This is a genomic window from Cryobacterium frigoriphilum, assembly GCF_004403305.1.
Lineage (GTDB): Bacteria > Actinomycetota > Actinomycetes > Actinomycetales > Microbacteriaceae > Cryobacterium > Cryobacterium frigoriphilum.
The window spans coordinates 281564-293980 of record NZ_SOHE01000053.1; the positions used below are offsets into that span (position 1 = coordinate 281564).

Genomic DNA, 12417 nt, shown 5'->3' on the forward strand with positions numbered 1-12417 from the left:
TGGAGCGATGGATGGTCCTCGCTCGTTAGCGAGGGAGACCACAGATGAGCGACACCGCCGCCTGGAAGTTCGAAACCAAGCAGATCCACTCGGGCGCCCGACCCGACCCCGTCACCAACGCACGCGCCACGCCGATTTACCAGACCACCTCCTACGTGTTCAACAGCGCCGAGCACGCCCAGAACCTGTTCGCCCTCACCGAGTTCGGCAACATCTATACCCGCATTCAGAACCCGACCCAGGCGGTTGTCGAGGAGCGGGTCGCCGCCCTCGAGGGCGGCACCGGTGCGTTGCTGCTCGCGTCCGGCCAGTCGGCATCCAACTTCGCCGTGCTCAACATCGCCCAGGCCGGCGACCACATCGTGTCGTCGAGCTCGATCTACGGCGGCACCTACAACCTCTTCAAATACAGCCTCGCGAAGCTCGGCATCGAGACCACCTTCGTCGAGGATCAGGACGATGCAGACGAGTGGCGCCGCGCGGTGCGGCCGAACACCAAGCTCTTCTTCGCGGAGACGATCGGAAACCCGAAGATCAACGTGCTCGACATCCGGCTCGTGGCCGACGTCGCCCACGCCGCCGGCGTGCCCCTCATCGTCGACAACACCATCGCGACCCCGTATCTGATTCGCCCGTTCGAGCATGGCGCCGACATCATCGTGCACTCCGCGACCAAGTTTCTCGGCGGACACGGCACGATCATCGGCGGCGTGCTCGTCGACGGTGGAAAATTCGAGTGGTCCAAGAACGTCGAGAAGTTTCCGGGGCTGACCGAGCCGGACCCGTCGTATCACGGTGCGAGCTACACGACCGTGCTCGGCGACGGCCTCGCCTACATCATCAAGGCCCGCGTACAGCTGCTGCGCGACTTCGGCTCCGCAATCGCCCCGGCGAGCGCCTGGCAGCTGATCCAGGGCATCGAAACGCTCAGCCTGCGGGTCGAGCGGCACGTGCAGAACGCCCAGGACATCGCCGAATGGCTCGAGGCCCGCCCGGACATCGCCTCGGTGAACTATGCCGGGCTGCCGTCGAGCCCGTGGTACGCGGCCGCGAACCGGTACGCGCCGCTCGGTGTCGGTGCCGTGCTGTCGTTCGAACTGACCGGTGGCGTCGACGCCGGACGCGCGCTCGTCGACAACCTGACACTGTTCAGCCACCTGGCCAACATCGGGGATGTTCGTTCGCTCGTCATTCACCCGGCGTCCACGACCCACTCCCAGCTCACCCCCGAACAGCAGCTGACCGCCGGGGTCACCCCCGGCCTGGTGCGCCTCTCGGTCGGCATCGAAAACGTCGCGGACCTGAAGAACGACCTCGAGGCCGGGCTCGCCGCCGCGGCGGCCGTGACGCAGGCATCCCGAGCCGCCGCACACACCGGCATCACCGACTGAGCCGGCCCGACCTGCCGCCAGAAGACGTAACATTCGGCGGGGGATCCGATCCCCCGCCAGAATGGAATCCCATGGAATGGCAAATTTCGGAAGACACGGTCCCGTCCAGCTTCGTCACAGAGGCCGAGGCGCGCTCGCTCATCGGTAAACCGCCGGCGACGGGCGCCTGGCGCGACGGCGACCGGATCGGTCACCGCCGGTTCGCCACCCTCGGCGCCCTGCACTTCGAGGCCGGCGGCAGCCTGCCGCGTGCCCGAATCGCCTACGAGACCTGGGGCACGCTCTCGCCGGAGCGCGACAACGCCGTGCTCGTGCTGCACGCCCTCACCGGCGACAGCCACCTGGTCGGCCCCGACGGCGACGGTCACGCCACCGACGGGTGGTGGAGCGGCATCGTCGGGCCCGGCCTCGCCCTCGACACCGATCGCTGGTTTGTGGTGGCCCCCAACATGCTCGGCGGCTGCCAGGGCAGCACCGGGCCCTCGTCGCTCGCCCCCGACGGTGTCGAGTGGGGAAACCGGTTTCCCTATCTCACCATCCGCGATCAGGTCGCCGCGCAGGTCGCGTTCAGCGACACCCTCGGCATCGATCGCTGGGCGGTCGTCGTCGGCGGGTCGATGGGCGGCATGCACGCCCTCGAGTGGGCCATCGCTCAGCCCGAACGCGTCGCCCGCCTCGCGATTCTCGCGGCACCACCCGAGACGACCGCCGACCAGATCGCCCTGAACTCGGTGCAGATCGAGGCTCTGCGCACCGATCCGCTCTTTCGCGGCGGCGACTACTACGATGCCGCCGACGGTGACGGTCCCACGAGGGGGCTCGCCCTCGCCCGGCGGATGGCCCTGCTCAACTACCGCAGCCGGGCCGAGTTGAACGCACGGTTCGAACGCGACTGGCAGAGTCCGATCAGCCCCCTCGGTTCGGGCGGCCGCTTCGCGGTCGAGTCGTACCTGGACTTTCACGGCAACAAGTTCACCCGACGCTTCGACGCCAACAGCTACATCGTGCTCGTCGAAGCCATGAATTCCCACGACGTCGGGCGCGGTCGCGGCGGGGTCGCATCCGCTTTGTCCATGATCCAGGCCGAGACCCTCGTGGTGGGCATCGACAGCGACCGCCTGTTCCCCATTGAGGGTCAGCACCTGATCGCCCGGCACGTGGCGAACACTCTCGACGGGACATCCGCCGTGGTGCTCGCCTCGCCCTACGGTCACGACGGCTTTCTGATCGAGACCGAGGCCGTCAGCGAGCAGCTGCGCCGGCTGCTTCCCTAACCTGCAGCTCCCCGAGACGGGCACATCCCGATATGGTGCAGGTGAGTCCCTTTCCGGGACCCTCCATCATTGACACCATCATTGACCGCGGGACGTGGCACGATGCAACGCATTTTCAAGGAACGCGACCGGATGCTGCGCCGCATCGCGCAATACGCCGGTCTGGCCGGATCCCTGACCGCTTTGCTGTGCCTGATGCTGCCGGGGGCTGTCGGCGGTGACGTTCTCGTCTCGTGCATCCTGCTCGTACTCGCCATGGCCGGCGGCCAGTACCTGCTCGGGCAGACCGGGGCGCTGCGCTGGGTGTTCTGCACGGTCCTGACCGGGCTCGCGACGATTCTGCTGCTCGGCTTCGGCAGCCACCCCGGTCAGGCCCTGAACGTCGTCGAGGAGTCGAGCATCAGCATGATCGGGGCCGGCGCCATGGGTTCCGTCGCCGCGGTGCTCGTCGTCAGTCGGGCGCGCATCATTCTGCTCGTTGCCCTGTTCGGCAGCACCATCGCGGTGATTGTGGCCGTGGCGATGTTCGCCCCGAGCTCGCTCTTGCCGCTCTGGCTGGCCACGACGGGCTGGCTGGCCACCGCGCTGCTCGGCTGGTGGGTCGGTCAGAGCGTGCCCCGGGTGCTGCACCGCATCGCCGCGATCGGGCGCGCCCATCGCGCCGAACGGCACGCGAGCGAACTCGAAGCGCAGCGCCGCCAGGACGCCAGGCTGCTGCACGACACCGTGCTGGCGACCCTGACCCTGCTCGCCCACTCCGGCGTCGGGGTGAGCCCCAACGCACTGCGCCAGCAGGCCGGCGATGATGCCCGGCTGCTGCGCCAGCTTCGACTCGGCGGGCTGCCAACGCCGCGCCGATCCGGCGTGTACACGCTCGAGCCGGCGACCGAATCCAGCCTCGGCAACACCCTCGAGTCGGTACGCCAGCGCTTCGGCCGGATGGGCCTGGAGGTCGACTGGCACGGCAGCGGGCAGGTGCTGCTGCCCAGTAACGTGCTCGACTCGTTCCTGCTCGCGCTCGGCGAATGCCTCGAGAACGTGCGACGGCATTCCGGAGTCAAACGGGCCGACGTCACGATCACCGACGACGAGACCACCGTGCGTGCGATGGTGACGGATGCCGGTGTCGGCTTCGATCTCGGAAAAATCGGCAGCGAACGGCTCGGTTTCGCCGAATCCGTCGTCGCCCGGCTCCGAGACGTCGGCGGCAACGCCAGACTGTTCTCGTCGCCCGGCTCGGGCACGACCGTCGTGCTGGAGGTACCGAAATGACCCGACGCATCCGCCCCCCGGCGCGAAGCAGCGACCACACCGTCGATACGGTCCTGGCCGACCAGAACGGCCTGGGCGGGCGCCACCTCGGCCTCGGCCTCACCCTCAGCGGCGCCTGCGTCGCCCTGTTCCTGTTCGGCCGCTTCATCTGGGAGTGGGTGGAACAGCCCGTTCCGCTGCCCAGCATCGGCGCCTGGCTGCTGCTGATCACGTTCAGCATTCTGACCCACACGATGGCTCCGCGGCTCGCCAGCACCATGCCAACCTGGTACTTCAGCGCCGTGCTCGCCGGCAGCGGCCTCGTCGTCGCCCTCGATCTGATCGGGTGCTACGGGCTGGCCGGGCAGGGAATCTACCCCACCGCGGCGCCCGCGGTCGGTGCCCTGCTGATGTCGATGGTGACCCTGCGTGAGGCCCGCCAGGTGCTCGTCGCGGCGAGCGGACTCGGTCTGGTGCTCGCGATCGCGGTCGCCACCGAAGATCGCGGCGATGACCCGCTCACCCTCGCGCCCGGCATCCTCACGATTGCCCTCGCCGTCATTCCCCCGTTCGTCGGCGTCGCCGTCGCCCGAGCCTTTCGCCGCATGGTGACCCGCGAACTCGACCTGGTACTCGTGCAGAGCACGGTGTCCCAGCCGCGCTTCGCCGTCGGCATGCTCGCCTCGGAGCAGCTCGCCCGACTCGACCTCGACGCCGAGACCCTGCTCGACGACGTTGCCCAGGGGCGCACGCCGCTGCCATTGGCCGCCCAGACCGCCAACACGGCGGCGAGTCTCGCCACCCAGCTGCGCCTGCACCTCATCGAGGGGCGCACGGAAACCTGGCTGCACCATGCCGTGACCGAGTCGGAGTTTCTCGGCCCCGCCGTCACCCTGTTTGATCCGACGGGCCTGGCCGGGCTGCTGGCTCCCGCCCAGCGCGACGCGCTGCTGCTCACCATCTGGCTGCTGGTGGGCGACACGGCCGGTGCGACGAGCGTCAAACTCACCCTCGGACCGATCGCGCCGCAGCACGGAGTCACCACCCACCAGAAGGTGCGTTTTCCGATTGAGCTGACCACAACGGGTGTGCGCAGACGCCGAGTCGACCCGGAAACCTGGCAAGCGATCCGCATGGTCGGCCCGCACGTCGACTCCAATCGCGAGGGCAGTTTACGAGTTGATATCGAATGCAGCGTGGATAACCCCGCAGATGCCTAGAAGGTACCCAATTGGCGATAAGGTGCTGAGTATATAGGAGGCAATAAGTGACGAACACACCGATAGTGACTAACACCCACCGGCCCATCCGCCTGGCGCTCGTTGACGATCATCGAATGCTGCTGGGGGCTCTCACTGAATGGATTCGCGGCGCGGCCGACGACATTGAAATGGTCGCCGCCGTTACCACCTGGCCGGAGCTGCTCACGCACCCCGAGTTTCCGGTTGACGTGGTCCTGCTCGACCTCGATCTCAAGGACAACATCCCGGTGTCCCTGAAGATCTCCACGCTCAAGACAACCGGGGTCAAGACCGTGCTCATGAGCACGTACTCCGAGCCGGCCCTCGTGCGCGAGGCCCTGGCCGCCGGCGCGCTGGGCTACCTCGTCAAAAGCGAGGAAGCCAGCATGATCGTCGACGCGATTCGTGCGGCCTACAACGGAAAGTCCTATATTTCGGCCGAGTTGGACTACGCGCTCAATTCCTCGGCCAACGATGACGGGGGTTCCCCCCGGCTGAGTGCTCAGGAACGCCGCGTCATGGCGCTCTACGGTGCCGGCGAGCCGGTCAAGGCAGTGGCCTACCAGTTGGGCATCTCAGAAGAGACCGCGAAGTCCTACCTGAAGCGCATTCGCGAGAAGTACCGTCTGGCCGGCTACGACGTCGGCACCAAGGTCGCCCTGCGTAAGCGGGCCATCCACGACGGCATCCTGCTTCAGACGGACTAGCCAGCACAACCAGTACGAACGTACATATCAGTACGAATCAGTACCGGGGCGCGCTCGAGGGGGGAAACCGAGAGCGCGCCACACACTGAGCGGCCTGCCGGTTCTACTTCGTGCGTCCCACGACTCCGATGGCCTGCGTTCCGTAAGGCACGTGCACTCCCCGACGACGACGGTTCCGGTCGATCCGAAACGTCACGAGGGTGAGAACGAGCCCGATCACGCTGAGGCCGACGCCAATCCAAATCGGTGCGATATACCCGAAGCCGCCCGCAATCGCAGCTCCGCCGAGCGCGGCTCCGAGCGCGTTACCGATGTTGAGCGACGAGTGATTCAGCGCCGCAGCGAGCGACTGGCTCTCGTGCGCGACATCCATCAACCGGGCCTGGATCGTCGGCGATAACGCCGACGCTGCCGCCCCGATCAGGAACACGCCGACCAGCAGGCCCGCGACGAACTGTGCCGAGAAGGCCAGCAGCACGAGGGCTCCGATCAGAACACCGAACGCGATGATCATCGTGCGGCGCACGCTCCAGTCGGCCATCGCGCCACCGGCGAAGTTTCCCACGGTCATGCCGAGGCCCACCACAACGAGCACGAGCGGCACCGCACCGGCCCCGAGCTCGGTCACCTCGATGACGAGGGGCGCGACGTAGGTGTAGACGGCGAACAGCCCGCCGAACCCGATCGCACCGATGGACAGGGTCACCCAGACCTGCGCGTGGCGAAACGCCCGCAGCTCGGTGCGCATCGTGACGAGCGGGTTGCCGGGTTGGTGCGGCACGAAGGCCGCAACCGCGAGAAACGTCACGGCAAAGATACCGGCGACAACGAGGTACGCGGTACGCCAGCCGAAGTTCTGGCCCACCCAGGTAATGGTGGGCACGCCGATCACGTTCGCGATCGTCAGCCCGGAGAGCACGAGCGCGATGCCCCTGGCGCGCTTTCCCGGACCCATCAGATCGGCCGCGACGAGGGAGGCGATACCGAAGTAGGCTCCGTGGGGCAGGGCGGCGAGAAAACGCGCGCCGAGCACCAGCTCGAAGGTTGGCAGCAGCGCCGAAGCGATCGTGCCCACGGTGAACGCGGTCAGCAGCACCAGCAGCAGCTGTTTGCGCGGCCAGCGCGCCGCGGCGGCGGCGATGGTGGGCGCCCCGACCACCACTCCGAGCGCGTAAGCGGAGATGAGCCAGCCCGCCCGCGCGTTGGCGGCATCCGGGGAACTCGCGTAGAGCCCCGGCAGCAGGTCGGCAGCCAGATTCGGCAGCAGTCCCATCGCGACAAATTCGGTGGCGCCGATTCCAAAGCCACCCAGCGCCAGGGCGAGCAGGGCAAGACGAATACGGGTCGGCGACAGGCGCACCGACCCGTCAACTGTGAGGGGCATGCTTAAAGCCTACGCCTCGACCTCCGGCTCTGCCCGCGTCTCGCGGGCTAGTGCCGTGTGAGTTCGGCCTCGAGGCGCTCGACCTTGGCGGTGATCTCCCCCGTGAAACCGGGGCGAATGTCGGCCTTCAAAACCAGCGCGACGCGGGACCCAAAGGGGGCCACGGCATCCGTCGCCGCCTTCACCACGGCCATCACTTCGTCCCACTCGCCCTCGATCTCGGTGAACATGGAGCCCGTGTGGTTGGGCAGGCCGGATTCCCGTACCACGCGCACGGCGGCCGCGACGGCGTCGTGCACCGAGCCGTCGGCCCGGCCCGTTCCGCTGGGGGCGACTGAGAAAGCTACGATCATCGACTTCTCCGATTCTGGGGGTTCTGGCGATTCTGGGGGTTATGGGGGTTCTGGCGATTCTGGGGGTTCTGGGGGGTCTGGCTGGTCTGGGCAGTCCGGCGGGCCGCTCTGCCGTCTGTGCCAGCGTACGTCCAGAGTCGATGCAACGCCCAGCCGAGCAGTGCGACCTCCAACAGGTTGCGCAGCGTGAGCACCGCCACCAGCAGCGGGTCGGCGACAAGCAGCGTGTCGTAGAAGAACGGGTAGACGATCTGGGTAAGGGCGGCGATCACGAGGCCGAGCAGGGCCGGCAGCCGCCAGACCAGGGGCTGCACGACGAGGCCGAAGATGAGTGGCGCTGCCAGCCAGCTGCTGAACTGCGGCGAACCGACCTTGTTCACGAGCACCAGCACGAGAACGAGGGCCAGCACGAGCGCGGGAAACAGGTGCGCCCTGTCGACGCCGCGACGCTGGGCCCGCACCCCCAGGAGCAGCACGGCCACGGCTGAGAGCGCCAGCAACGGGGTCATCAGCGCGCTGGCCAGGGTGGTTCCGGGGCCGGTGATCTGGTAGGTGAGAATGTCGAAGTCATAGTAGATCGTGATTCCCGAAAGGCCGGCCGCGGCCTGCCACATCCAGAGCCCGGCAACGGGTGACTCGATCTGGATTCCCCGCCCGGTCTGCTCGGCGATGAAGCTCAGAACGTGCGGCGCGCTGCCCAGGGACAGGCTGAGCGCCACGGCGGTCACGAGAATGGCGGCGCTCGTCACGAGTGCGACCCGAAATACCCGCGCGCGATCGGCCGACACCACGAGCACCGCACCGATCACCGCGGCCGGCCAGACCTTCACCCAGGTTGCGATCGTGAGCAGAACGCTCGCCCAGATCGGTCGGCTGCTGAGCCAGAGCAGGCCGACGATCACGAGCGGCACGGTGACGGCGTCGATGCGTCCGACCGCGATCGGACCGAGCAGCAGCAGAAAGGCCAGCCACCACCAGGCTGCCACGTCGTAGCGACGGTCGGTGGCCCGGCTCGCGCGGTGCAGCAGTACCGCGAAAGCCGCCGCATTACCAAGCGTCACGAGGGCGAGCCAGACCGCCACGTAGCCGTCGTCGCCGACTACCAGGGCGCCGAGGATCGGCAGGACCGCGACCACGGGGTAGACAAAGTCCTTCGTGATCCCGGGGATCCCGGCACCGGATGCCGCTTCCCGTGCCCAGCCGAGGTAGATCGCCTCGACGTCGCCCAGGGGCCCGTTCGGTGCGTTCAGGGCCAGCACGATCAGCACGACGTGCACCAGAGCAAACGCCGCGACGAGCAGTGCGGCGCGGCGAACAGTCAGCACGGCGCCGCCGTTTCGGAGGGGGCTGTGGGGGCGGCAAGCAGCGCGGCGATGGTGGCCGGTACCGCGTCGGCCACGTCGAGGGCGGCGATCGGGCCGCCACCGGATGCCCGCCGGGCGGCCTCGGCGTGCACCCACGCGGCGGTGGCCGCGAGAGCGGGCAGCGCCTGAGCATCCGTCTGCAGCTGCTCGTGGTGCGTGGCCAGGAGTGCGCCGAGGATGCCGCCGAGCACGTCGCCCGCGCCGGCCGTGGCGAGCCAGGATGGCGAATGGGAGACGGTGAACCGGGTGCCGGTGGGGTCGGCGATCCAGGTCACCGAGCCCTTCAGCAGCACGGTCACACCCAGTAGATCGGCGGCGCGTCCGGCCCACGCACCCGGGTCCTCTGCGATCGTGGCAGGGTTCACCGACGCGCCCGCGCGCGTCAACAGCCCGGCGAGCTCGCGAAAGTGCGGGGTGATGATCGTCGGACCGGTCGCCAGCCGAGCGTAATCGAGCGCGCCGGCGTCACAGACGAGGGGCACCCCCGACGCTGCGGCGCTGGCGAGGTCGGGCGCGGCATCTCCGAGGTCTTCTGCGTTCATGCCGGAGCCGAGCAGCCAGGCCTGTACCCGCCCCTGGCCCACAACGACCTCGGGACGCCTGGCCAGAACGAGCTGTGCGACCACGGCCGGACCGAGGTAGCGGATCATGCCGACGCCGGTGCGAGCGGCCGCCTGCACACCGAGCACGGCCGCTCCGGGGTACTCGGCCGACCCGGTGCAGACTCCGAGTACACCCCGGGAGTACTTGTCGTCGCTCTGGTCGGGAACGGCGATCCAGCTGCGCGCCTCGGCACAGCGCCATTCCTGCCACGACGCGTGTTTCACCATGCGTCCACGATAGAACGATTACGCCCGGCAGGTCCTTCAGGCTTCCGCAACCTTCAGACCGGATCAGTCACGGCGGGTGGCGTCTTGCACTTCACCGACGAGTTCCTCGATGATGTCCTCGAGAAACAGCACGCCGGTGGTCTCGCCCTGCGCGGTGAAGGACCGGGCGAGGTGCGCTCCCGAGCGGCGCATCGTGGCCAGGGCGTCTTCCAGATCGGTGTCTTCGAAGATCGACACCAGCTGGCGGATGCGCTTGGCGGGGATCGGCTCCCAGAACGCACCGGTCTTCGTGCCGGGCGCCGACGGGGAATCCGTGTCGAGGTCGATGATGTCCTTGAGGTGCACGAATCCGGTGGGGTCACCGCTCGGATCGACCACCACGTAGCGCGAGAACCCGTAGCGTGTTACCGCCCGTTCCACGTCGTCGGGGGTGGCGTTCTCGGGCAGGCTGACGAGGTTGGCTCGCGCCACGACCACATCACGCACCTTGCGGGTCGTGAACTCGAAGGTCGCATTGAGGGCACCGGTGCCATCGGCGAGGATGCCCTCGCGGGTGGACTGGGTGACGATTGTCGCGACCTCGTCGAGGGTGTACGCGCTCGTCGCCTCATTCTTCGGCTGCACACCGAAGAGGCGCAGAACACCGTTCGCCGTCGCGTTCAGGGCGACAATGACCGGGCGGAAGACCTGGCCGACAAAGACCAACGGCGGAGCAAGCAGCAGCACGGCCCGGTCAGGAACCGAGAACGACAGGTTCTTCGGCACCATTTCACCGAAGACCACGTGCAGGTACGAGACGAGCAACAGGGCGACGATGAAGGCGATCGTGCCGATGTACTCCTCGGGAATCCCGGTCAGCGCCAGCGGTGCTTCGAGCAGGTGATGGATGGCCGGCTCGGACACGTTCAAGATCAGCAAAGAGCACACGGTGATGCCCAACTGCGTGGTGGCCAGCATCTGGGTCGCGTGTTCCATCGCCCAGAGCGCCGTCTTGGCGCTGCGTTTTCCCTCTTCGGCCAGCGGCTCGATCTGCGACCGGCGCGCGGAAATGACCGCGAATTCCGCTCCGACGAAAAAGGCGTTCGCCGCGAGCAACACGACCAGCCAGGCCAAACCTGCCCAGTCGCTCATCGAGTCTTCACCACTCTCTGCTTGGGTGTTGCCTGCTTGGGTATTGCCTGCTTAGGTACTGCCGTCTTAGGTACTGCCTGTTTGTTCGCGGCCGGATCGGTTTTCTTGCGCGGTTCAGGCTGCGCGTCCGCCGCCGCCTCCGGTGGTGCCGGGGTGTAGCGCAGCCGGTCGACGCGCCGGCCTTCGAGACGTTCAACCGTCAGCTCTCCGCCCGGCAGGGTCACGCTGTCGCCGACGACGGGCAGGCGCCCCAGCAGGCTCATCATGAAGCCGGCCACGGTTTCGTAGGGGCCGTCGTCGGGGACTTCCAGGCCCGTACGTTCGAGTAGTTCATCGGGGCGCAGCAGCCCGGGAAAGGCGATTGAGTCCGTCGAGCGCACCACCCCGGCGCGGGCACGGTCGTGCTCGTCGGCCACCTCGCCGACCAGTTCTTCGACGAGGTCCTCGAGGGTCGCGACACCGGCCGTGCCACCGTACTCGTCGACCACGATCGCCATCTGATAACCGCGACCCCGCAGCTCGCTCAGGAGCCCATCGAGCTTCATGGTTTCGGGCACCCGCAGCGGTTCGGTCGAGAGCGCCGACACCGGTACGTCGAGTCGGCGATGCCGCGGCACGGCAACGGCCTGCTTGACATGCACGATGCCGACCACGTCGTCCATGTCTTCGTCGACGACGGGAAACCGGGAGTAGCCCGTGGCCCGGGTGAGTTCGATGACGGCCTGGGCGGAGTCGTTACGCTGCACGCTCGCGACGCGCGGCCGCGGTGTCATCACGTCGGACGCATCGTGGCCCGAGAAGAGCAGGGTGCGGTGCAGCAGCGTTGCCGTGTCCTTTTCGAGCAGGCCGGCGCTCGCGGAGCGCCGCACCAGGGAGGACAGCTCCTCCGCGGTTCTGGCACCCGACAGCTCTTCCTTCGGCTCGATGCCCACGGCACGCAGCAGCCCGTTCGCGCTGCCGTTCAGCAGCAGTACGGCGGGCTTGAACACGGTCGTGAAGAGCGTCTGGAACGGGATGACCAGCCGCGCCGTCTGGATCGGCAGGGCGAGCGCGAAATTCTTCGGAACGAGCTCCCCGACGATCATCGACAGCAGGGTGGCGACGATGATAGCGATTGTCGTCGCGACAACCGGCACGGTCCCCTCCGGCAGTCCGACCGCCGTCAGCGGCGTGAACAGAAGGCTGCTGATCGCCGGCTCCATGGCGTAACCGGTCAGCAGGGTGGTCAGCGTGATACCCAGCTGCGCGCTCGACAGGTGCGTCGAGGTGATCTTGAGGGCAGCAATCGTCATGCCCAGGCGGGTCTCGCCGCGGGCCTGGCGGGCCTCAAGATCGGAACGGTCGAGGTTGACCAGGGCGAACTCGCTCGCCACGAACAGCCCGGTACCGATGGTGAGCAGCACGCCGAACCCGAGCATCAGCCACTCAGACATGGCACGACACGATCAGGCCGTCGCTGCCAACTGAAAAGACAGCGCCGACCAAGAAGTT

Annotated in this window: 11 protein-coding genes; 5 read left to right on the top strand and 6 right to left on the bottom strand. The window is 67.7% G+C overall.

Annotated elements, in window-relative coordinates; genetic code table 11:
* Positions 1–44: 44 nt before the first annotated feature.
* The 5 genes from E3T55_RS13095 (at position 45) to E3T55_RS13115 (ending at position 5864) form a co-directional block, all read left to right on the top strand.
* A complete protein-coding gene (locus tag E3T55_RS13095; protein ID WP_134519991.1) occupies positions 45–1391 on the top strand; it encodes a bifunctional o-acetylhomoserine/o-acetylserine sulfhydrylase in 1347 nt (448 codons plus the stop codon).
* Positions 1392–1462: 71 nt separating this feature from the next.
* Positions 1463–2665, top strand: coding sequence for a homoserine O-acetyltransferase MetX (metX, locus tag E3T55_RS13100; protein ID WP_134519992.1), 1203 nt, complete (start codon positions 1463–1465; stop codon positions 2663–2665).
* Positions 2666–2767: 102 nt separating this feature from the next.
* On the top strand, positions 2768–3937 hold the full coding sequence (locus E3T55_RS13105) for a sensor histidine kinase (RefSeq protein WP_134519993.1): 1170 nt from the start codon (positions 2768–2770) through the stop codon (positions 3935–3937).
* A complete protein-coding gene (locus tag E3T55_RS13110; RefSeq protein ID WP_134519994.1) occupies positions 3934–5136 on the top strand; it encodes a hypothetical protein in 1203 nt (400 codons plus the stop codon). Before E3T55_RS13105 ends, E3T55_RS13110 begins: the two co-directional genes overlap by 4 nt.
* A gap of 65 nt (positions 5137–5201) precedes the next feature.
* Positions 5202–5864 carry a response regulator transcription factor gene (locus E3T55_RS13115; RefSeq protein ID WP_134519995.1) on the top strand — a complete coding sequence of 221 codons (663 nt, stop codon included), beginning with the start codon at positions 5202–5204 and terminating at the stop codon, positions 5862–5864.
* 103 nt (positions 5865–5967) lie between these two features.
* Here the strand turns inward: E3T55_RS13115 and E3T55_RS13120 are convergent, their stop codons facing one another.
* The 6 genes from E3T55_RS13120 to E3T55_RS13145 all read right to left on the bottom strand — a co-directional run bounded on the left by E3T55_RS13120 (position 5968) and on the right by E3T55_RS13145 (position 12359).
* On the bottom strand, positions 5968–7248 hold the full coding sequence (locus E3T55_RS13120) for an MFS transporter (RefSeq protein ID WP_134519996.1): 1281 nt from the start codon (positions 7246–7248) through the stop codon (positions 5968–5970).
* Between the two features lie 47 nt (positions 7249–7295).
* Positions 7296–7601, bottom strand: a complete 306-nt coding sequence (locus E3T55_RS13125; RefSeq protein ID WP_134519997.1) for a thiamine-binding protein — start codon at positions 7599–7601, stop codon at positions 7296–7298.
* The gene (locus E3T55_RS13130) at positions 7598–8926 is read right to left on the bottom strand and encodes a glycosyltransferase 87 family protein (RefSeq protein ID WP_241993046.1); all 1329 of its coding nucleotides are present in this window, start codon (positions 8924–8926) and stop codon (positions 7598–7600) included. The genes E3T55_RS13125 and E3T55_RS13130 overlap by 4 nt, the downstream gene beginning before the upstream one ends.
* Positions 8920–9795, bottom strand: coding sequence for an ADP-dependent NAD(P)H-hydrate dehydratase (locus E3T55_RS13135; protein WP_134519998.1), 876 nt, complete (start codon positions 9793–9795; stop codon positions 8920–8922). Before E3T55_RS13135 ends, E3T55_RS13130 begins: the two co-directional genes overlap by 7 nt.
* A gap of 63 nt (positions 9796–9858) precedes the next feature.
* Positions 9859–10926, bottom strand: coding sequence for a hemolysin family protein (locus tag E3T55_RS13140; protein ID WP_134519999.1), 1068 nt, complete (start codon positions 10924–10926; stop codon positions 9859–9861).
* Positions 10923–12359, bottom strand: coding sequence for a hemolysin family protein (locus E3T55_RS13145; RefSeq protein WP_134520000.1), 1437 nt, complete (start codon positions 12357–12359; stop codon positions 10923–10925). The genes E3T55_RS13140 and E3T55_RS13145 overlap by 4 nt, the downstream gene beginning before the upstream one ends.
* Positions 12360–12417: the final 58 nt, after the last annotated feature.